Annotated in this window: 16 protein-coding genes; 1 reads left to right on the top strand and 15 read right to left on the bottom strand. The window is 51.7% G+C overall.

Features of this window, described 5'->3' with window-relative positions; genetic code table 11:
• Positions 1 to 71: 71 nt before the first annotated feature.
• The 5 genes from RSX24_RS18745 to RSX24_RS18725 form a co-directional block, all read right to left on the bottom strand.
• Positions 72 to 1,118, bottom strand: coding sequence for a LacI family DNA-binding transcriptional regulator (locus RSX24_RS18745; RefSeq protein WP_236420252.1), 1,047 nt, complete (start codon positions 1,116 to 1,118; stop codon positions 72 to 74).
• Between the two features lie 307 nt (positions 1,119 to 1,425).
• Positions 1,426 to 2,769, bottom strand: coding sequence for an ABC transporter substrate-binding protein (locus tag RSX24_RS18740; protein ID WP_343261472.1), 1,344 nt, complete (start codon positions 2,767 to 2,769; stop codon positions 1,426 to 1,428).
• Between the two features lie 68 nt (positions 2,770 to 2,837).
• Positions 2,838 to 3,671 (bottom strand): carbohydrate ABC transporter permease, encoded by an 834-nt coding sequence (locus RSX24_RS18735; RefSeq protein ID WP_236420254.1) that lies wholly within the window; start codon positions 3,669 to 3,671, stop codon positions 2,838 to 2,840.
• Between the two features lie 12 nt (positions 3,672 to 3,683).
• Positions 3,684 to 4,574: a carbohydrate ABC transporter permease gene (locus RSX24_RS18730; RefSeq protein ID WP_343261471.1), complete on the bottom strand. Its 891-nt coding sequence runs from the start codon at positions 4,572 to 4,574 to the stop codon at positions 3,684 to 3,686.
• Positions 4,575 to 4,585: 11 nt separating this feature from the next.
• Positions 4,586 to 5,686 (bottom strand): Gfo/Idh/MocA family protein, encoded by a 1,101-nt coding sequence (locus RSX24_RS18725; protein ID WP_339276309.1) that lies wholly within the window; start codon positions 5,684 to 5,686, stop codon positions 4,586 to 4,588.
• A gap of 634 nt (positions 5,687 to 6,320) precedes the next feature.
• On the opposite strand from RSX24_RS18725, the gene RSX24_RS18720 reads away from it, so the two are divergent.
• Positions 6,321 to 8,306, top strand: coding sequence for a DUF4832 domain-containing protein (locus tag RSX24_RS18720; RefSeq protein ID WP_343261469.1), 1,986 nt, complete (start codon positions 6,321 to 6,323; stop codon positions 8,304 to 8,306).
• Positions 8,307 to 8,376: 70 nt separating this feature from the next.
• On the opposite strand, the gene RSX24_RS18715 is transcribed toward RSX24_RS18720, so the two are convergent.
• The 10 genes from RSX24_RS18715 to RSX24_RS18670 form a co-directional block, all read right to left on the bottom strand.
• A complete protein-coding gene (locus tag RSX24_RS18715) occupies positions 8,377 to 10,221 on the bottom strand; it encodes an ABC transporter ATP-binding protein (RefSeq protein WP_343261468.1) in 1,845 nt (614 codons plus the stop codon).
• The gene (locus RSX24_RS18710; RefSeq protein ID WP_343261467.1) at positions 10,202 to 11,986 is read right to left on the bottom strand and encodes an ABC transporter ATP-binding protein; all 1,785 of its coding nucleotides are present in this window, start codon (positions 11,984 to 11,986) and stop codon (positions 10,202 to 10,204) included. The genes RSX24_RS18715 and RSX24_RS18710 overlap by 20 nt, the downstream gene beginning before the upstream one ends.
• A 265-nt stretch (positions 11,987 to 12,251) precedes the next feature.
• A complete protein-coding gene (locus tag RSX24_RS18705; protein WP_343261466.1) occupies positions 12,252 to 12,827 on the bottom strand; it encodes a hypothetical protein in 576 nt (191 codons plus the stop codon).
• A 567-nt stretch (positions 12,828 to 13,394) separates the two neighbouring features.
• Positions 13,395 to 14,498 carry a toxic anion resistance protein gene (locus RSX24_RS18700; RefSeq protein WP_236420954.1) on the bottom strand — a complete coding sequence of 368 codons (1,104 nt, stop codon included), beginning with the start codon at positions 14,496 to 14,498 and terminating at the stop codon, positions 13,395 to 13,397.
• A gap of 11 nt (positions 14,499 to 14,509) precedes the next feature.
• Complete coding sequence (locus tag RSX24_RS18695) at positions 14,510 to 15,289, bottom strand: hypothetical protein (RefSeq protein WP_343261465.1); 780 nt, start codon at positions 15,287 to 15,289, stop codon at positions 14,510 to 14,512.
• A gap of 403 nt (positions 15,290 to 15,692) precedes the next feature.
• Complete coding sequence (locus RSX24_RS18690) at positions 15,693 to 16,733, bottom strand: ATP-grasp domain-containing protein (RefSeq protein WP_343261464.1); 1,041 nt, start codon at positions 16,731 to 16,733, stop codon at positions 15,693 to 15,695.
• The gene (locus RSX24_RS18685) at positions 16,730 to 17,557 is read right to left on the bottom strand and encodes an HAD family hydrolase (protein WP_343261463.1); all 828 of its coding nucleotides are present in this window, start codon (positions 17,555 to 17,557) and stop codon (positions 16,730 to 16,732) included. Before RSX24_RS18685 ends, RSX24_RS18690 begins: the two co-directional genes overlap by 4 nt.
• Positions 17,554 to 18,705, bottom strand: a complete 1,152-nt coding sequence (locus tag RSX24_RS18680) for a cysteine protease StiP family protein (protein ID WP_343261462.1) — start codon at positions 18,703 to 18,705, stop codon at positions 17,554 to 17,556. Before RSX24_RS18680 ends, RSX24_RS18685 begins: the two co-directional genes overlap by 4 nt.
• A 9-nt stretch (positions 18,706 to 18,714) precedes the next feature.
• On the bottom strand, positions 18,715 to 20,115 hold the full coding sequence (locus RSX24_RS18675; RefSeq protein ID WP_343261461.1) for a phosphoribosyltransferase family protein: 1,401 nt from the start codon (positions 20,113 to 20,115) through the stop codon (positions 18,715 to 18,717).
• Positions 20,051 to 21,265: an HpcH/HpaI aldolase/citrate lyase family protein gene (locus tag RSX24_RS18670; RefSeq protein WP_438286856.1), complete on the bottom strand. Its 1,215-nt coding sequence runs from the start codon at positions 21,263 to 21,265 to the stop codon at positions 20,051 to 20,053. Before RSX24_RS18670 ends, RSX24_RS18675 begins: the two co-directional genes overlap by 65 nt.
• Positions 21,266 to 21,354 lie beyond the last annotated feature (89 nt).

Genomic DNA, 21,354 nt, shown 5'->3' with positions numbered 1-21,354 from the left:
AAAAAGCTCGTTTCTGGATAATGCGTTTCAAACCAATGAACGATGCCAAGCTGGCGTATCCCGCACACCGCCTAAATCGTCGAAGAAGAATGATCGCGTTTACCGTTCGAAGACTGCCGAAATATGCAGCGATACGGAATGATCATTTTCACGGCTACTTCGTATTGATGCTCCAAATAGTCGAGCAGCTGTTTCACGGCGAACATGCCCATTTCCAGCTTGGGTACGTGGATCGTGGACAACGGAGGCGAGGTGAATTCGGAGATTTCGATGTTGTCCACGCCAAAAAAAGCAATGTCATCCGGAATCCGGAGACCCTGTTCCGTAGCCGCTCGCATGGCTGCAATAGCCATCATGTCGCTGGCAGCAAAAATGGCGGTTGGCTTGCCCGCATTGTTGGCAAAAGCCTTTTTGGTCAGTTCGTAACTGAGCGATACATCCCATTTCACATCGATGACCCAATCATCATCAATCGTCAAACCGGCTTCCTGCATGGCGCGCCGATAACCAAGGAAACGTTTTTCCGCGCGAAAATCATTTTTGTACTCCGCTCCCCCGATATACGCAATCTGCCGATGTCCCTGGTCGATCAGGTGTTTGACGGCTTCCCTGGCCGCCGCTTCCCGATCGTAACCAACGACCGGAATATCCGGATCGGTGATATCCACTCCGACCACCGAACGAACATTAGCCTTGATCCAGCGGTAGGCTTCAGGGTCGATCCGTTCTACGACGATCATGCCGTCAATCCGATGCTCCTTGACCAAAGCCTGCATTTGCAGCGTATCTCCATCCTTCTCAATGCTGTACACGAACTCCAGTCTCATGCCCAGATCTGTCAGCTGTTTCTCAATGCCTTCCATAATGACCGAAAAATACGGACTGTTATATTTATTTTGCGGCATCGCAACCACGCAACCGATCGCATACGCCGTTTTGGGCTCCAGCTTTTTTTTCTTGGCAGGTCGCTGCGAACGGTATCCGAGTTCCTCTGCCGCATCCCATATTTTTTTACGGGTTTCATCACTGACGGAACGGTTCGCGTCGTTCTTCATCACGCGTGAAACGGTAGAGATCGAAACGCCCACCCGGTCTGCAATATCCTTCAATCTAGCCATGTGAAGTCCCAACCCTTCATCTGTCATTCTATTTCAAGCCCCAACTCGATTGGGGCAATTTTGTCCATTTTAACACAAATTTGCGGCAAATTTAATCTTATATTTCAGTTTGAAAGAAGTCAACGTGACGTCATGCATGCCACCATGGCTCGCGTCCCCACAAGCAACGGAACCGTTTCTCGCAAATGAAGACGGCAGCCCGGGTCGGACCCGGGACTGCCGCTTATTCAAGTATTTTTGCCTACATCGATACATTTGAATCCAATCCCATATTTACTCCTGAACGAATAGTTTCATCACGATCTGATTATTGCATCTTGGACGCCAGATCCTGAAGCGCCGCATCCAAGTCGCCTTCCCCTGCAAGGGGGAGCTTCAGCGACTGTTCGCCATATGTCCATACCAGATCGGTTTTCTTCGTGGTGAACGGCGAAACGATGCCGTACTGCTGTGCATCCAGGAATATCTTATTGTCTTCTCCGACGGTGGCGATATACGCATCCGCTGCCGCTTTATTCGCCGGAATGGAGTATCCTTGCTTCGCCAGTTCGATCTGTCCGTCCGGGCCGGCAAGCCATGCGAGCAATTTATAGGCGGCCTCTTCATGCGCGGTGTTCGCGCTGATCGCAATGCCTGCCGGTTGAACCACGGTCTGATTCGTTTTGAATTTCGGCAAATACGAAATGCCGTAGTTCACTCCGGCCTCCTGATAGTTGGTGGTGTTCCAGCTTCCGCCCGGATTCATCGCCACCTTTGCCGTGGTGATCGCCAGGTTGACCTGGCCTCCCAACCCTTCAATCTGAGCAGGGGTGGTGTTGATTTTTTTGTTTTTGGTCAGATCGATGAAATAATTCAGCACTTCCTTCGCTTCCGGTGTATCCAGGGCAAGGGAACCGTCGTCATTCACCAGCTTCGCGCCGTTGGACCACAGCTCAGGCTCCAGGAACCAGTCCATCGTCGACCCTGGCGAAACGGACATGCCCCACTGTACAATGTTGTTGGCATCGAACCCTGATTCGGCCGCAGTTTTCCCGTTTTTGTCCAGCGTCATTTTGGTGGCTATATCAGCAATTTCATCCCACGTCGGTTCAAGTGACGGTACCGCTGCTTGCTGAGGATTCGTCGCAGGGTCCTCAAACATGTCTTTGTTGTAATACCATACGATGACATTGGCATCGATCGGCAAAGATACTTGCTTGCCCTGATATTGGTGAAGCCCCAGCAGGCTTTTGTCCACATGGTTCAGATCGAACCCGTTCTCGGCGAGCAGCGTGTCCAATTCTTTGAAAATGCCCAGCTCGGCGTATTTCTCCACGTAGGCGTAACTGGTTTTGAACACGTCGGGGAGCGTGCCCCCGGCTGCATTCGCCGTCAACCCATCCCAATAGCTGCCCCAATCCTTGCCCTCCAGCTTGACCTTCACATCCGGATTCGCCTTCATGAATTGATCCAGAAGTTCCTGCGTCCGGTGCAGCTCTTCTGCCGTCCCCCACTGGGAGTACGTTATCGTTACAGGTTCGCCCGGAGTGCCGCCGCCTTCGGCAGAACTCCCGGATTCGGAAGATCCCCCGCTTCCACATCCACTGATGACCATCATCGCCGCCAGCACAAGTGCCCACACATTGAACAGCCGTTTGCCCTTTGTTCTCATATACAACTCCCCTTTACGTCTAATCGAAAAGTCATGGCGATGCAAAAACCGGAAAGCCGACAGCCCGTTTACCCCTTGGTGCCCGTCAGCACCACCCCCTCGACGATATAACGCTGCGCAAACAGATACAGCAGGCCAATCGGCAGTATGCTGATGAATGCTCCCGCGGCAAGCGCGGGCAGATCTTGGCTGGTCTGGCCGATCAGCAGTTGCAGTCCGACGCTCAGCGTGAACATTTCCGCATTTTTGATATAAAGGAACGGCCCCAGAAAATCGAGCCAGGAATTCACGAAGGCAAAAATAATGGTTGTCATGATAATCGGTTTGGATAGCGGCATGATCACTCTGGCGTATACCGTCCAGCGATTGCCGCCGTCGAGATAAGTCGCCTCGTCCAGCTCTTGGGGAATGGTCATGAAAAATTGCCGGAACAGGAAAATGTAATAGGCTCCGCCAAGCCAGGATGGAACGATGAGCGGCAACCAGGTGTCGATCCAATGCAGCTTGGTAAAAAGGACGTATGAGGGGATCATCATGATGGACGGGGGAATCATTAACGTGACCAGCACGATGGGAAACAGAATATTCCGGTATCTGGTAGCAAACCGTGAGAATCCGTAAGCGACAAGAGAACTGGACACCACAGCTCCCGCCGCAACGAAAAACGAGATGAACAACGAATTTTGTATCCAGTGCCACATCATCGGCTGTACGGCGAACAAGCGTTCAAAAGCTTCAAGACTGAATTTCTCCGGCAAGACCGTAGGAGGTACCTTGTACGTCTCAGCCTTGGTTTTCAGCATGGTCGACAGCATCCACACCAATGGTCCTGCAAACAGCATTAAAGCTGCGATCAGCAATGTATATTGGGACGCTTTTGCCACGATTTTGCGGCTGCTCATATTGCTCTCCTCCTAACGTTCTCCTTCGTAGTAGACGAAGCGGTTCGAAATTTTCATCAGGATCAGCGTCGCCAGCGAGATCAGCGCGAACAGGAAAATCGACTGCGACATCGCCATGCTGAACTTCAGGTCGGTGAAGGCTGATTTGTAGATATTGTAAACAAACGTATAAGCAGCGTAGTTCGGCCCTCCCTTGGAAAGCAGCAGCGCTTCCGTGAACATCTGAAAGTTGTACATCGTCTGAATGATGATAACAAACAGGATGGAGGGGCTGATCATCGGCAAGGTAATGTGAAAAAAACGCCGAACGCCTCTGGCGCCGTCTATGGCCGCAGCTTCATACAAATGTTTGGGCACGTTTTTCAGCGCCGCCAGGAAAATGAGTACGCCGCTGCCGGAGATCCAGACCTGCAGCATGATGATGACGGGCTTGATCGTATGTTCGCCGCCGATCCAATCCACTTTGCCCATGCCAAGCGCCCCGAGCACGCCGTTCAGAATGCCGAATTCGGAATTGAATACGAGCCGCCAGATGATGACTGTGGCTACGATGGGAACTAAAGTGGGCAAATAAAAGAAGGTGCGGAACAGCGCGATGCCTCTGACATTGAAATTGAGCAGCATCGCCAGGCCAAGCATGCCCGCCGTCACGATGGGAACGCCGAATCCGACGAAATAGAGGGTGTTCAGCAAGCTTTTAAAAAAAACGGGGTCATCCATCATGCGCATGAAATTGTCAAAGCCGACAAAATTGTATTGGGTGGCTCCGGGAAGCCTCGCGTCCGTAAACGCGTAAAAAACCGAGGTTCCGAAAGGAATCATGAAAAAGGTGATGAACCCAATGATCCAGGGCAGGATGAAAAGGAAAAACAGCAGCGTGTCATATTTTCTCAGTCCATTCATGATGACACCCCTCAGCCGGAAATTTCTTCTAGGTATACATACCGTTCTTCAATGATCGATTTCTCTGCCGCGAGGGCAATCAACAGAGCGTCGCGTCCGACCTGCGCACTGGCAAACGGCTGCTTTCCTTCCCGTACGCATTTCAAAAAATCTATGCGCTGGGTCTGCCCTCCCGTATGCCCGCCCATGATGGAATCGGAAGCCACGTCAATGTCGAGATGGTCTTTGGTCCAGTCCTGCCCTCCTACGATATCAATCGTTTTGTCGTTCCGGGCTACCATCTGGCCGCCGTTCTCTCCGATGAGGCCGATCTCAAGCCCTTCACCCATCAGATTTCGCGGTTTCAAATACATGCACAGGCCCAGATTGGCCTTGCTGCCGTTATCATAATCAATGGTGATAAAGGCATGGTCCACGATCGAGGTATCCGAAATCTCTTTGGGCTCGTAGTGGCTGTAAGAATTCCGAATCAAGTTAGGCTCCCCCTGCTTCATGACGTGTTGTCCCCCGGAGGCAAAAACCCGTACCGGCTTTGCCTGGATCATCCAATTGAAAATATCGAAATGGTGGCAGTCCTTCTCGACGATCGCACCGCCGGATTTGGATTTGTCGTAGAACCAGTCCGCAGGCGGGAAAGGATCGCGAAACTCCTTGCACCACATCAATTTCACGTCGCCGAGCCGTCCGCTCTCCAGTTCTCTCGCCATCCGTCGGTACAGATTGGAATATCGGTACACCAGCCCGATCTGCAGCGTGCGCCCTGCCGTCTCGGCAGCCTGAATGATGGCATCGCAATCCTCGATCGTATGGGCTACCGGCTTTTCCAGAAATACATGCTTGCCTGCCTCCAGGAAAGCTACTGCAACTTCCCGGTGCAAATAGTTGGGAACACTGATGACGACGGCATCCAGATCTTCTTTTTGCAGCAATTCCCGATAATCCTTCACCACGACCGGACGGCTGTGTTTGAGCTCGGCCAGCGTTCGCTCCACATTCGCTTCGTTCATGTCGCAAACATAACGGACTTCGCTCTCCTCAAGCCGATCAAAACCGATGCAATGATGCGACCCCATATCCCCAACGCCGATAAAACCCATTTTTATCTTATCCATGCTCACACTCTCCGTTACTCATAAATTTGCGGCAAAAGCCTTAAAGCGATAATGATGTCAACAAAGCTAACAAGGGATTGAATATGTATCGATAGTAAAATAGTTCAGAATGATTGTCAATCGTTTTTGGCTAAATTTTAAATTATCTTTGCGGCAATAAAATTCAATCATTTTATCAATAACACAGGTATATATTTGTTTATTCGCAGCGCGTTAAGCGTTTACAATTTATTTATTGTATTATATAATTTAAGGGAAATCGAATATTTTTGCGGCAAAATTAAATCAATGTTTCTTTTGATATATACATCAATTTTCCGAAAACAACCTTACATTTTCAGGGAAAATACATGAATAGTTTGAGAAATTTTGGATTGAATCTCTTCCAGTCTTCCCCTATAATGCAATGTAGACGTGGATCCCGTCGATCGCAACGATCATTTTATGTTTTTGCCGCAAACATTTATTTTACTTTTTCATGTCTCATCCCCTATGATTGCCATTACCATGACATGAAACGTCACTATTCCTCCGCTTTTTTTGACTGAAGCAAACTACTTTTCCCAACTTTTGAACGACATCAAGACGAGAAAGCGTAAGCGAATAACCTACATTCCGTATTAGGAGGTTTACCATGAACACATTGTTCAACCGAAGCAAACGGACCATCGGATTGGTTTTTGCTCTCATTCTCATGTTCACCCTGTTCTTGCCTGGTGCTGCTCCAAAGGCTTCTGCCGCCACGATCACCATTGATGGCAACGTCAGCGACTGGAGCGGAATTGCTGCGCTCGCAAGCCAATCAGGCACGGCTCAGACGCTTAAAGCAACCCATGACGGGACAAATTTGTACCTGCTCGTTCAGGGCTCAGGTTTGAGTACGACTATGGGAAACTTCTGGATTAATGCCGATAACGATGCCTCGACAGGATACCAAGCGTCCGGCTGGTCGGCCACCGGAGTCGAATGGCTGCTTGAAAATCAGGGACTATACCGTTATGGCGGCAGCGGCACCGATTGGGTTTGGAATTCGGCCGCAACATTGACGAATTCCCAATTTTATCGCAGTTCCTCCGTCATCGAGGTTGCCATTCCTTTGGCCACCCTGCAGGTCGGAGCAGGCAGCACGGTTCGGGTCGGTTACATTGATAACGGTTCAGATACGGCCAGACTGCCGGCAGCAGGCCAAGCGCTGCCAGGCTATTCGCTGACCTCCGGTTCCGAAGGCGGTTCCGGCAATGAAACGGTCGCGTACCCTCTGGAGCTCGATAGTCCGCTTAACAATCCATTCAAAGGCTGGGCCCCTTCCGCCAAATCCACCGACTATGCACAGCCGCACAGACTGGTGTATGCCGGGGTTACCTGGAAGGAGCTGGAGCCCGTCAAAGGAACGTATGACTTCAGCGCAATCGAAGCAACGAATCATTTTGCCTACTGGAAAAACAAGGGCGTCAAAGTGGTGCTGCGCTTCATTCTGGACAGCCCGACCGGTCAGGCTCACCGCGATATTCCAGACTGGCTTTACAACGATATGGTCGCGCGCGGGGAATCGCCCGGAACACCTTACAGCGACGAAACCGGAGGTATGGGCACAGGAAACAATACGGGCTTTTCGCCGAATTACAGCTCTTCTTATCTCCAGGAACGGCATAAATTGGCTATCGAGGCCATTGCGGCACACTATAATACCAATGATCGCCCGGTTGCGTTCATCCAGATCGGTTCTCTTGGTCACTGGGGCGAGTTCCATACCTGGCCTTATGTAGGCCCCAACGGCGAAACCAATTACACCGGGGTTTTCCCTCCCAATGCCGTTTCGAACGTTTACGTGCAGCATTACATTGACGCTTTTGCAGGCAAGGAGGACAAGATGCAGGTCTTGATCCGCCGCAGCATCGCTTTGGCGAAAACCAACAACAAGGGCATGATCATGGGCATGTTCAACGACGTGTTTGGACACAAGGACAGTTTTGATGCGGATTGGGGTTGGTACACCGGCACTCAGAACGGGTACTGGGATGATATCGGCCAGCAGCAGCCCGCACACGCCAACTTCTGGGAGACGCGCATCTCGGGCGGCGAATTCTACGGGGGCGCTTCCGGCATGCTTGCCGCATTGACCAGCGGCAGCGGATATACGGAAACTTTGCGCCAAACCGAGCTGAGCAAACCAAGCTGGCTAGGACCCAACTCGCCGGCGTCCCTTCCGCTCAATCATGCGCTTCAAGCCAATATCGATGCCTTGAAGAAACGCATGGGTTACCACTTCGTGGTGAAGGAAATTTCCCATCCTTCCACCATTACCGGGAACACCTTTACGCCAACGATTCAGATCGAAAATAAAGGCGTGCAGCATTTCCCGTTTGCATGGGCGGTGGAAATTCAGCTGCGGAGCGGAAATACGGTCGTTGCCAAAAAGACAACGTCAGCGAACTTGACCACTTGGAAAACGGGCAGCTACACGCTGACCGACTCCATCCCCGTATCGGGCCTGGCCTCAGGCACCTATGACATCGCCATCGCGATCATTGATCCGGCAACGAATAAACCCGGGGTGGATTTTGCGAATACGAACAGGCTCGCGGACGGCGCATACAAACTCAGCAGTGTAACCAAGTAAACGGATAGACAAGAAAGAGCAGGATCAGAGGACATTATGCCTCAGAACCCTGCTCTTTTTCGCATTCTCCTTATTGCAATGCCTTTTTCCGCAACTGGCTGTAGTACAACTCGCTATAGAACCCGCCTTGTGCAAGCAGCTGCTCATGCGATCCTTGTTCCAGCAGCCGTCCGTCCTTCAGCACCAGAATCCGGTCCGCCTGCCGGATCGTATTCAGCCTGTGGGCAATGACAAAGCTGGTCCGTCCCTGCATCAGACGCTGCAATCCCTCCTGGATTTTGATCTCCGTCACGGTATCGATACTGCTCGTCGCTTCATCCAGCACAAGCATGGACGGATCGGCCAGAATCGCACGCGCAATGGCAAGCAGCTGCTTCTGGCCCTGGCTGATGCCGCTGCCTCCGTCCTGCAGCACTTTATCGTAGCCGTCCTTCATGCGCACGATAAAGGAGTGGGCATTGGCCAGACGGGAAGCCGCTTCGACTTCCTCATCGGTGGCATCCAGACGGCCAAACCGGATGTTCTCGCGAATCGTGCCCTGGAACAGGAACGAATCCTGCAGCACAAACGCCATATGCGAGCGCAGGTTTTCACGCCGAATGGTCGTAATGTCGCGGCCATCGACGGTAAGAAGGCCACCCGTCGGGTCATAGAACCGGGACAGCAGCTGAATCAATGTCGTTTTGCCTGCGCCGGTCGGTCCGACGAGCGCAATCATTTCACCGGGTTTCGCCTCAAAGCTGATGTCGTGCAGAATGCTGCGCCCCTCGTCATATCCAAAGGAAACGTGCTCGAAGCGGACCGCACCCTGCACTTGCTCCAATGCAACCGCTGCGCCTTCATCCTTCGCTTCCTCGTCTTCGTCCAATACCTCAAACACGCGCTCTGAACCAGCAATCGCCGACAGCAGCGTGTTCCACTGGTTGGCGAGATCGTTCAGCGGACGCGTAAACTGGCGGGCATATTCCACGAAGATGATAATGACGCCGACCGTCACCGAACCCTGGATAGCCAAAATACCGCCGATCCCGGCCACGATGGCAAAGCTCAGATTGTTCAAACCGTTCATCAGCTTGGGAATGAAGCCAGATATCGTCTGTGCCCAGAACGCCGAGATGCGGATTCGCATGTTGCGTTCCTCGAAGCCACGAATGACCCGCTCCTCTTGAGAAAACGCCTTAATGATCCGTTGCCCCGATAACGTTTCTTCAATATATCCGTTCAACTCCCCCAAATTGCGCTGGCGCTCCTTGAACAGCGGCCCGGTTCTGCGTGTAATCCAGCGCATGCCGAGGGCCATAAGCGGCACCACCGTAAACGTCAACAGGGTGAGCAGCGGACTCAGCCAGACCATCACCCCGAAAGTCCCGAGCAGCGTGAGCACGCTGGAGAAAATTTGGATAGCCGAGCTGTTCAGCGTACCGCTCACATTTTCAATATCGTTCGTCACCCGGCTCATAATCTCGCCTTGCTGGCGCTTGCCGAAGAACGGGATCGGCAGCTTGTGCAAGTGGGAGAACAAGTCGTAACGCATGCGGTACACGGTTTCCTGGGCGACCTCGATCATCCAGATGTTTTGCAGCCAGGACGTCAGCGAGAAAAGCAGATAGACTGCTGCCAATGCCAGCAGGAACAACGTCCAGCCGCCTTCCCCCGCGTCACCGGAGATATAACGGTCCACTGCCATGCCGACCATGTAGGGACCCAGCAAAGCAAGGGCCGAACTGGCCAATACCATGAGAAGCACCATGCCCAGCTTGACTTTGCGCCGCGCCAGATATGCCCAGACCCGGCTTAACGTGCCCGACCAGTTCTTCGCCCTCGCTTTGGGCTTGCGGCCTCCGCCTTCCCGGAAAACGTTCGGGTCAACCGGGGGCGGCGGCTGGCGGAAAGGTTCAATGAATGCTTTGAACATGCGGCGTACCCTCCCCGTATTGTGATTGATGGATGCGGCGGTATAACTCGGACGATTCCATCAGGTCCTCGTGTTTGCCTTGTCCGATCAGCCTGCCCTCATCGAGCAGCAGGATCAGGTCGGCCGAAGTGGTGGAGCTGATTTTCTGCGTAATGATGAAGGTGGTGCACGAGAGCTCCTCCAACGCATCCAGCAGCTTGGCCTCCGTAGCCACATCCAGCGCGCTGGTGCTGTCGTCCAAAATAAGAATGCTCGGACGGCGAATCAACGCACGGGCGATGGACAAGCGCTGTTTCTGCCCGCCGGACAAATTGACTCCGCGCTGTCCCAGCATCGTATCGTAACCATTCGGCAGCTTCTCGATCGTTTCATGGATCTGGGCACGACGGGCCGCTTCCTGAATCTCCTCCAGCGTAGCGTCTTCCCGTCCCCAGGCAATATTATCCTTCACGGAACCCGTAAAAAGAATAACCTCCTGCGGAACGTATCCGATCGCTCCCCGCAAGGCAGTCACGTCATACTCGTCGGCATTCGTGCCGTCGATACGAACGACGCCCCGATCCTGGGCATACAGCCTTGGAATCAGCTGCACCAGCGTCGACTTGCCGGAACCGGTGGCCCCCATAATCGCGATCCGTTCGCCTTGCTTGGCCGTAAAACTGATGTCCGACAGCACCGTGATGTCGCTGTTCGGGTAATGGAACTGAACGTCGCGAAATTCGACTGCGCCCCGAACGGCAGCTCTCTTCCCGGTACCCACAGCATTGGAAATTGCATGCGGCGTCGCTCCTGGCTGCCCTGCCGTCACCGAATCGATGCCGTCTTCGGGCGTGTCCAGCACCTCATGAATCCGCTGCGCGGATGCACTGGCCCTGGAGAACGTGACGAGAATCCACGATAATGCCGACAGCGCGCCGATGGTTCGCAGCAAATAGTTGATGACCGCAACCACTTCGCCCACGCTGGCATGGCCCACGGCGATGTCCCGGCGGCCGAACCAGAGGACGGCGATGATGCACAGGTTCATGACCAGCAGCATGAACGGCATCGTTGTCTCCGTCAGGCGCAGTGCGGAGATCGTGCCTTTCATCAGCTTGCCGCTGAATCCGGCAAAGCGCTCGATCTCATGGCCCATTCGCACGAATACCCGAATCAGCCGAATGCCTGTCAGATTTTCCTGGATGACGCCGTTAACGGCATCCAGCCTGCGCTGCACGTTACGGAACAGCAGCGCTGCCTTTTTGATCATATACACCACGCAGAGCAGCAGCACCGGAACCATGACGACAAGCAGCAGCCCCAGCTTCGCATTGACCACCACGGCCATAATAACGCTTCCAATCACGACCAGCGGAACCCTCGTCATGAAGCGCAAGCTCATGAATATTGTGTCCTGTACCTGGGTGATATCCCCGGTTAGACGGGTGATCAGCGATGAGGTCGCAAAACGGTTGAATACCGAATACGTGAACGACTGCACTTTGCCGTATAGTCTCTCCCGCAAGTCGTAACCAAACCCGAGGCTCGCATGTGATGCAAAAAACGAACTCGCAATGCCCGCGGCGAAGGCCACGACGGCACTGCCTACCAATACGCCGCCCCACAGCCAAACGACCGACAGATCTCCCTGCTGGATCCCGTGGTCAATGATTTTGGAGATCAGATAAGGCTGGGCCAATTCGACGGTCAGCTCAATCAGCATCATCACCAAGGCTGCAATCGCGGCGACTCGGTACTTTTTCAGATAAACCAACAGCTTGATCATTATGCATACCTCCAGCCCGGAGGGCTTGTTCCTTTGCCCAAGCACACGTCAAATTTACAATAGCCGCTCCGTTCGTTCCCTTTCTTGTAATCTATGTAAAATTTCACGTACCCAATACGGCTATTATAGCGCATTTTACGATAACGAACCGCCAATATCTTCTTCCCCTATCATGATTACCCTGAAATGGACGCCAAGAACGCCTCCTTGCAAAAAGAAAAACCCGGGCAATCATGCCGCCCAGGCCTCATTATTCATAGTAGGTCTACCATCTTCTGCGGTCATGGTCCCCGTAACCCGGATCATAACCATTCATGCGCTCAAACTTCTCCCCGGTCTCTTTATAAATGCGAATCAAGGCTTGTACCTTGGCAAAGTCAGCATCCTCCGGTCCAATGCCTTCCATGAACATGCGCTGAATGATTTGCTGGAAAAAATCCACTCGTGACCGAATCTGCTCCAGTTCAAGCTTCAGCACTTCATCAAAAGTATGATTCTCTATGTATCGCATAAGTTCGTCATCCTCGTCATAACGGTCTCCCAACCTGCGATCGGATAGCCGGTCTTCATAAACATCCGGTTGATCCAGGTTAATCGTGGTCCGCAATTGGGACAACATGATTTTTTCCTTGGCCAGCATGACATGAAAATCCTTGTTTTTCAGCAATTCAGACACGATCAGCCGGCACATGTCGCGGTTTTCGATCAGAATGCCGTCGAACGGATGCAGCGTCCAGCCTTCTTGCGTCCAAAACAAATTAAAGTTGAACATCTCGCTGCCGTACCTGTACTGAATGTTAATTTTGGTCTCGTCAATAATCTCGAATGAAAACTCCAGCATCTTAAGCAGACTCCTTCATGAACTCCCAAAGTTTACCTATATTCTATCAAACCAGGCATGAAAAATATAGTTCATTAGCGTTCATTCAACTCTGCAATAGACTCTGCCTTTTCACTGCTGGCTACCACGATCAGAACTAGCAGAATACCGGCAATAATGATAGGTAACATCGCATGATCCCTCCCGCAAAAGTGGCGATCCTTCTTCCTTACCAGAATGTATGCGAAGAAATTCGATGTATGCCATTATTTCCGCTGCCTGTCCAACATATACAAAAAAGATGCCTCAAGGTGAGACATCTCTTCAAACTTGATTTTAGTTATTGGTTATTATATAAACCGCACTAAACTATCACACAGGGCACTGCGAGTCCAGTACCATCTTCCGATCGCTGTTATCCCCAGATTTTTCAAATTCCCTTTTTCTAAGGGGAAATCCGGTGATAAGCCTATGCTTCCGATGCAGCTTTCTTTCAGAAAGCTTTTAAGCGACCGCTTCGCTTCTCCAGATTGGTTCTGCCTCTCCGTTAACGTGTGTATCTTTTTTGCGGTTTATATAGGCGGTGAATTAGTCCAAAAAAGACTGGATGGCACTGCGGTCCGGCTGTCCCGCGCTCCGAATGGCTTGTTGGCTGGAACCTTCCAGAGCCAATCTCTCACTCATTTTAGCGTTGAGCGCCGTCATTTTCGCCGTATAATCGTTGCAGCTCTCGATAATTCTGCGATTGGACTGCTCGGAAAGATCCAGTGCAGACATCAGATCGCCGATGGCCTGGTTCACCGACTCGATGGACATGGCCGGCTTGGACAACAGATCGTTGGTCCGTTCCGTCGTCGTGCGCAGCAGCCTTGCATTTTCCTTGAATTGATCCTCGATCGTTTTGTTGGTCGCCTCTACGGCATTAATGACCTTCTCTTGATCATTGAGCGCCATTGCAATCATCGCGGATACGGTGATCAGGTTGGCCGTTTTGTCGATCGCGTTATTGACCGAATCAATGAGCTTGTCGTTGTTGTCATTGATGATGTCCGTAGCGGCAATAGCCTGGTTGTACAGCATGATCATTTCCGTCATGGACTGTATGCGGGTAACCACTTTACGCAATCCACGTTCGAGATGTGGCCTGCGCGTTTCGTTCTCCGGTTTGGCAATCTCGGCCTCGAACAATGCCTTCAACTGGTTGCCGAAGGCAATCTTCGTCTGAATATTGTAAATCTCCTGCATGGAGGAGCGCTTCAGCTGCCGCATGTTTACGATATTTTCCTCAAGATTATCCTTCCCGTCCCGGAGGCCGTTGATGATGCTGTCGATATTTTTGCGCACCGATTGGTATCGGTAGACGTAATTTTTGAGCGGACTCTTACGCAGCAGCCTTCCTACAAAACTTACGTTTTTGCTCTGCTGCAAGCTCTCGCATTCATCGCGCAGTTTCAGGATCATGTTGGACACTTCAGCTCGGTTGCCTGACATCAGATCGTTCACGGGCCGATCCAGAAGCTTGAGCGTCTGCCCTGCCTTTTCCTGCGTCTTGACGCCAAGCTTGCCGATATCATCCATAAGCGTGTCCAGTTGGAGTGCATCGCTCTGCGCCACCTTTTGGATCAGCTGAGCTGCCTCCTGTTGTATGCGCTGCTCGTCTTCCTGTTTTAATTGAAGCAATTCCGTAGCCATGTCGTTCCCTCCTATAGCTCCGATCCGTTGTATCGCTGATGAATCAGCTCTGCCTTGTTCTGCAGTTCCATCAGATCCTTATGCTCGATGGTTGATACAATTTCGGATATTTTTGAATCCACATCCTTCAAACCGCCCAGCAATGTTCGCCGGTTCGTACGTTTCGCATCGCCGCTCAGGCGCAAGAACGGATTGATTAATCCGTTCAGGTCTTTTAGAATCAATCGCCGCACCATATGGTTAATATCCCCGTTATTCAACTCGTTCAGAGCAGGAATGACACGCTGCAAACGCGCGAATAATGCCAAGGACTTCTCAACGATTTCGTTATCCAGTTCATTCTTTTGCCCTTCGGAAATAACCATGTCTTCCAGAACCTCAAGGTACTCGATGACGGGACCAAACACAGGATCAAGCTTACTGATTTCGGCAGCTCCCTGGTCTTGAGCTGGGGTCTCCTGCCCGAATCTGACCGAAGCTGCTGTTTGCTGACCATCACCCGCTTGTCCTTGAGGGCTCCTCTGACGCTCCCCATTGTCCGTGCTTCCACCTGCCTGCCAATCCTGCAAATTCTTTTGGTTGGCACGATTTCCACGACGATCATCATTCAGGCGAGCTGCGTCTTCGGAAACACTCCGTGACCGGGGTGCAGCAGACGGTAACATTCCGGCAACCAATGTGGTCACTGCGGGAATGGCCCAGGACACAAATTCGGGAACAAAAGGACTGCTGACCGCAGCGACGACATATCCGATTAGCGCTCCCCATCCGATTTTTGTTTTCCGTAACATGATTAGTCCTCCTGACTATAACAGCACCTGCAACGCCAACCGCGACGCACCCTCTCAGTAGACAGACCGCCCTTAGTCGTAGATTTTCTTGCAATATCAGGATGCCTATTCTTCGAGGTGCAAGCTTTCTGATATTATAAGAAAATCACCCATCGACGCACCCTCTCAGTAGACAGACCGCCCTTAGCCGTAGATTTTTCTTGCAATATCAGGATGTCTATTCTTCGACGTGTAATCTTTCTGATATTATAAGAAAATCACCCATCGACGCATCCCCACTGTAGACAGACCGCCCTTAGCTGTAGATTTTCTTGCAATATCAGGATGCCTATTCTTCGACGTGTAATCTTTTCTGATATTATAAAAAAACCGTTCAGAAAGTGTCAAACTATGGAAAGCAGCCCTAAGTACCAACAACCTTTCCCGGATCAATAACCAGCGGCTGTTCGACATGGCTGCCAAGAATGCCGTACTTCGGCTGCAAAGGCCCAACTTCGTATCCCAAAGCAAGCTTTACGGCCAAATACGGAAAGTTGATTCCCGATAGACAGGATACATGCAGGCCACCCGACATGCGCGGATTGATTTCCAGCAGTTTGGGGACGTCTCCGCGGTATTTCATCTGGATGTTGAAATTGTAAGGAATGCGGTATGCCTCCGCCACATCCTGCGCAATTTTCAGCAGTTCGGGATGCTCCTCCAGCAATCGCAAACGTCCGCCTGCCTTACGGCGCGGCACGGCGGCGAGCAGATCTCCATTCCCGCCCGCAAGGCAGTCGATGCTGTACTCGTAGCCCTCTAACCGTTCCATTACCATCGTTTTAGGGAAAGATTCCACCGAGGAGAACGCATCAAGCGCGTCTTGGTAAGAAATGCGGTTCTGCGCATGGCCGAACAGCTCCTGCAATCGATCCCGGCTGTTATCGATCACCCGGAAGCCCATCCCGCCTTCCCCGTTGCAGGGCTTGAAGCATACTTCGTGCCCACGGGCAGAGAGGGCTTCGTACGCTTCCCGAAACTCGGCGGCATTGCTTGCCGTGAAGTACTCGGGAATGCTCATGATTCCTTTCTCCCGGACGGACTCGTAGAACCGGTCCTTCTCCATAAGCTGCTCCAAAAGCTCTGTATCCGTACAGACGATGACTTTGGTGCCGATCTCTTCGAACAGGTGCACATGCCTGCTTATATCAAGCATGTTCCAGCGAGGGATAAAGACATCAATTTGGTGTCGGCGGCAAAAGTCCAGACAGAAATCTACATATTCCCTTCCAGTGACTTTCGGTTCCACTTCCGCATAATCGCATCCCTGCAGCGCCATATTTCCAGGATCGGAATGTGTGCCGTAAATTTCGAACGGCATCCCATCCTCGTTGTTACGGATCAAATTCATGTAGTGATATGCAACCGAGAACCAGCGATTAAAATAAATGCGCACTTTGCTCATGAGGCAGCCTCTCCCGTCAATGCTTGATGTGTTGTCCGTACATAATCCACGATCTCGTTTGCCGCAAATATGCCGGCTTGTTCCGTAAAACGATATGGGATTTGTTCAGGATGCCGCTGCTTCTCCCGATATAACTCGCCATGCCGCGGGGCTATCGCATAGTCGGCAGCATCCAGAAGGCAGCGATCCAGCAAAGAATCCCCTGAGGCAAGGACCGGCCCGCCTCCAACCTGCTCTCGCACATAAGCCACGGCATCCCACTTGTTCACGGCCGAGGGAACAAGGTATAATTTGCGGCCCTGAATGGAAGCTTCCCAGCCCAAGCGCCCAAGCTGTTCGATCTTTTCCATGACTGCCTCCAGCGGCATGCGATCCCGATGAATGACGTATGCGTAGAACAGCCCGTCGCACAATCGTTCTCCGGCCACCCAATCCGTATTCAGTATAGGTTCAATAAGTCGTCTCGCTTCTTCGGGCGCTGCGGACTCTTCCATCAGCCTGGCCCGAACACGCTTATGCCACGTTTGATCAACAAGTCCGTCGACCAGAATATTTCCACCATTGCTGGTGATGGCAAAGGACGGCAAGAGGTCTTGTTGAAAAATAGCAATCCGCTTATACTGTTCGACTGTTCGAGTCGTCACCGGGATAAAGGTAACCTCTTCTGCAAGCGCCTGAAGCTGCCTCAGGGCAACTTCAGACATATAAGCGGACAGTTCCCCCTTAATCCATTCCGCAGGCACAAGCCCAGGGGTTTCTTCCGACACTCCCATCGAGCGGCGGGAATAGATCAACGTCTGATCCAAATCGCTGGCATAGATCATTCTCCGCCCCCCTTAACCGATTGAATGATTCCGCAACAGGAGTACGTTAGTCCGGGAAATACTTCCACAGGAACGTTACGATCCTTCGCAAGCAGCATGATGTGCCTCAAATTCGGATTATCGGGTGAATCAATGAGGATTTTCCATGGCACGCGCCGCAGCAGCACTCTGGTGGTTTCCCCGATTCCGGGCTTCACCATATTGACGTCATCAATGCCGAATGCCTCTTGAATGGAACGGATATCCTTCATGCCTTGCCAAGTCACCGCAGGGGGATGCAGCAGCGCGTCTTCTGCCTGCCGCTGCGCCAAATCCGACACTTCGGCGAAACAGCTGGATATTCTATCGACGAAATGCCGGGACAAATCGGATTCGGACCACTCCTTGTACCACTTGGCACCATGGAAATCCTCCGGTCCGATCAGGTCGTCCCGCAGAACCGTCCGGCTCATTAATCCGGAGACGGTCGAATTCAGGCAGGCGCTTGGAATGAGGTAGTCCTCTCGCGTGCCATAGGTGGCGGAACATTGTCCCGGATCTGCAAGCACGGCCAGATCGTCATCGAGCCTGATTCCGTAGCGTTCCTCCAGCATACGGCAAGCGTCCATCAGAACATGGCGTATCGCCCCCTTGCCCGTCCATCCATCAATGAATTGCAGTCTGGCATCTGCTCCATGCTGCTGCAAAATATAAAGAATCGCATTCTCGTCGATGCCTTTGCCACGAATGATCGAAATGCTGTAATGGGGAAGATCCCGATTCGTTTTCATTTTAATGTAGCGTTTGATCAAAATGCCGATCGGCGTCCCTGCGCGCGCAAGCGATACCAGAACCGGTGGCGGCCCCTGCTTCCGCAAAATCATCTCGGCTACCGTGGCGGCAGCCAAAGCCACTTTCGCGGCGGAGTGTTCAAGCGTTTCATGAAACAAAGCTATATATTCATCCGTAGGGTGATATTCCACAGGCAGCATTTCCGAATAATGCACGCCTGATTGAATGGCATGTTCACGTTCCTCGGTCTCTTTTTCCAAATTCACATTACTTAGGTCCTTTAACAGAAAAACAACGTCAGACGGGTCATAACTCCCCATCGGTACAGGCGGGTTCACCTTACGCTGCATGACTTGCTCAATAACGGATACATTCATGCCCCAGCTTCATCCTTCCTCTGAAATACCGCAGTACACCATATGGATGTGCTCACATCCAAGGCCCGACAATGCATCGATCATCGGCTGCATGCGTTCCTTCGGCATCTGTCTCTCAACCAGGACAAAAATTTCGTCGTACTGCCCTGGCACTACATTATAGATATAATTCATCACGGTCGGGTCCTCCGGCGAAGCATAACTCTTTCCGGCAACAACAGCATAGTCAGGTCTGTCGATCGTTTGAATCGGACTGCGGGTAGTCGATTGATAATAAATCCCTTCCCCCATCTCCGCCGCAACTCTCATTGGAATGTACATGAATTCCCCGGTACCCATGACCAGTGTTCGTTGTCCTCTTCGCCGTTGGCGCAACACCTGGGCGATATCGGAAAGATCCGAACGCAGTTTAGCATTATCAGCCGATTGGATCCCGAACCTTCCCGTCATTCTGACATAGGGGCCGGAGCAGCGGCGTCCTTCCGAATCCGCGGATTCCATGATGACGTACTCCAGCTTGTCCGCTACGGATATGTGGTTGATATTCGCGCGTTCAGCGTCGTGACGGATCGGTTTCATTGGTTCTAAACGTGGTTCTCCTTGTACCCAGAACTTGCCTTTAAGCAAACTCAAAGGAATAATCTCGATTCCCAGCTCGGCTTCCAGTTCGGCGAATCGGCGCTCATCTGCCTCGGTTCGCCAGTCAAGCAGGGATGCAATGTAATACCTGGAACGCGGATACTGCCGCTGGATGTCCCGTATAATGTTTAACGTTGTATTGCCTGTAGTGATTTCATCATCCACCAGAACAAGAGGCCCTGTGCCTTCCAATGCTTCCCTTTCAAGAGCGTAACAACGGTGAGCGGTAGCATGGGAATGCTCCTCTTCGAATCGGATATTCGGCTTCACATCCGGGAAATATTCCCTTGTCGAATGAATATACGTCGCCTGTTCCTTAAACATCTCATACATGCTGTGCCCAAGAGCCGTGGCCGTTTCCGCAAAACCGACGAAACGAACCTTTTCCGGCAAAAGCATGCCCGCATCAAGCAAGACTTGGTAAGCTTGCTGCGCTTGGTCAGCATCCGTGATCCCCCTGAATATCTGCCGCTTCCATTCGGATATCCGTTCATCCGCTCCCTGCACGCAATCTTCATATAATAATACCGCAAGTGCCGCTCCGCTCAGCAACGAACTGTACGGATTAACGGGAATATGTTTGCCGAGTACCTTGCTCACAAACAGAAAAGAGCGCTTTTTGTTGATCCGGGCGGCCATGGAAAACAGGCATTCCAACGGGATCTGCAGCGGATTGTGCGCAGCTTCGACCGTCACGCTGAACGTATCAAGAATAGGAAACGTATGAGTGCTGGTGCTTGGGCAAGAGCCCGACATAGTGCTGCTGTTCATGTAACACCCCATATATTTTTGATCGAATTAAAATACGACGAGCCCAACTTAAATGTGGTTTGATTTCATTCATTTTGTTGGTGTAAATGCTTTTGAAAACACCTAAAGTACCGTCGTTCCGCGCAATGATCTCTTGAGCATCCATGTATTCTTCATGCGTTACGACGTACATAGCCTGTACAAGCTTGATGTGTGACGGGTGGATAATCGTCTTGCCGACGATGCCATTCTCCTTGTCCAACATCACTTCCTTCATCAAGCCATCCATCGAGTTAGTGATATATTTCATTCTCAAACTCCGGCCCGTTCTGCCCAACGTTTCTTCAAACGGAGTCTGGCGCAACTGTGGTTTAAATATCCTTTCCCGTTGGCTAAAATACTCCCAGACCGGTCCGGATATGACGTATCCACCGTCTGTGCGTCCGAAGAGATTAATGATATCCGCAATGCAATCCCGGATGATCGCCACATCATAGATCGTTATCTCAGGACTGCGCCGCAAACCGAACAAGCTAGAAAAATCGGTAGCACCGATCCGGACATTCAGCACGTATTCCGCATATTCATCAATAATACGTTTAAGATGCACCAGCGTTTCCCAACGAGTCTCACGGTAGATGATTTCGGCCGTTTCCATGATGGGCATTGCATACAACACCGGGGATTCAGAAGATTTCTGACGGTTATATTCCCGGATCAGACGGAGATAAGCTTGGCCGTTCTCCACCCCGAATTTCGGCAAAGCTACGCCTGTTAGCAGGGATACCCGATCTCCAAGCACTTCAAGTAGACGTTCCAACTGTTCCGGTGTCCGAACTCTGACAAAAAGCAAAGGAAGCCGTTCCGGAAGCAACCTTCCCGTATGCAGATCCTCTTGAATTCGGGAAAGGGATTGTGCTAGACGATGCTCCGCCAATTCAACCTCCCCATCCCCTACAGCATCTTCCAGATCCATAATAATGGTCGTTAACCCTTCGTGTTTGCCGCTTAAAATATCGTCCGCAATATGGGGACGCGTGGCCGGCATATAGAGGGCGGCTCCGACAGCGTAGGCCAGCATGTCTTTTGATGTCAGACGATCGAACGGTTCTGGTGAAGAATAGAAGAGGGAGGCCTCCTCGTCCGGGTTCAAAAAACTGAAGTATTTCAAAATATCCTCTCCTTGCTCTGTAGCTTGAGGCGATCTGCACTGTTTGCGATTCCGTCCGAGTATAAAAACCAATCCCTCCAAGATGACGG

Origin of the sequence: Paenibacillus hubeiensis, from assembly GCF_032334105.1 — a bacterium.
In the GTDB taxonomy this organism is placed as follows: domain Bacteria; phylum Bacillota; class Bacilli; order Paenibacillales; family Paenibacillaceae; genus Paenibacillus; species Paenibacillus hubeiensis.
This window is presented reverse-complemented; position numbering and strand designations above follow the sequence as displayed.

What these genes read in the sequence shown, in the direction of transcription:
- RSX24_RS18705 (WP_343261466.1), bottom strand. Translation starts at nt 12,827, where the DNA reads ATGCTGGAGTTTTCATTCGAGATTATTGACGAGACCAAAATTAACATT.
- RSX24_RS18695 (WP_343261465.1), bottom strand. Translation starts at nt 15,289, where the DNA reads ATGTTACGGAAAACAAAAATCGGATGGGGAGCGCTAATCGGATATGTC.
- RSX24_RS18740 (WP_343261472.1), bottom strand. Translation starts at nt 2,769, where the DNA reads ATGAGAACAAAGGGCAAACGGCTGTTCAATGTGTGGGCACTTGTGCTG.
- RSX24_RS18675 (WP_343261461.1), bottom strand. Translation starts at nt 20,115, where the DNA reads ATGAACAGCAGCACTATGTCGGGCTCTTGCCCAAGCACCAGCACTCAT.
- RSX24_RS18715 (WP_343261468.1), bottom strand. Translation starts at nt 10,221, where the DNA reads ATGTTCAAAGCATTCATTGAACCTTTCCGCCAGCCGCCGCCCCCGGTT.
- RSX24_RS18730 (WP_343261471.1), bottom strand. Translation starts at nt 4,574, where the DNA reads ATGAATGGACTGAGAAAATATGACACGCTGCTGTTTTTCCTTTTCATC.
- RSX24_RS18690 (WP_343261464.1), bottom strand. Translation starts at nt 16,733, where the DNA reads ATGAGCAAAGTGCGCATTTATTTTAATCGCTGGTTCTCGGTTGCATAT.
- RSX24_RS18745 (WP_236420252.1), bottom strand. Translation starts at nt 1,118, where the DNA reads ATGGCTAGATTGAAGGATATTGCAGACCGGGTGGGCGTTTCGATCTCT.
- RSX24_RS18680 (WP_343261462.1), bottom strand. Translation starts at nt 18,705, where the DNA reads ATGAATGTATCCGTTATTGAGCAAGTCATGCAGCGTAAGGTGAACCCG.
- RSX24_RS18735 (WP_236420254.1), bottom strand. Translation starts at nt 3,671, where the DNA reads ATGAGCAGCCGCAAAATCGTGGCAAAAGCGTCCCAATATACATTGCTG.
- RSX24_RS18700 (WP_236420954.1), bottom strand. Translation starts at nt 14,498, where the DNA reads ATGGCTACGGAATTGCTTCAATTAAAACAGGAAGACGAGCAGCGCATA.
- RSX24_RS18710 (WP_343261467.1), bottom strand. Translation starts at nt 11,986, where the DNA reads ATGATCAAGCTGTTGGTTTATCTGAAAAAGTACCGAGTCGCCGCGATT.
- RSX24_RS18685 (WP_343261463.1), bottom strand. Translation starts at nt 17,557, where the DNA reads ATGATCTATGCCAGCGATTTGGATCAGACGTTGATCTATTCCCGCCGC.
- RSX24_RS18720 (WP_343261469.1), top strand. Translation starts at nt 6,321, where the DNA reads ATGAACACATTGTTCAACCGAAGCAAACGGACCATCGGATTGGTTTTT.
- RSX24_RS18725 (WP_339276309.1), bottom strand. Translation starts at nt 5,686, where the DNA reads ATGGATAAGATAAAAATGGGTTTTATCGGCGTTGGGGATATGGGGTCG.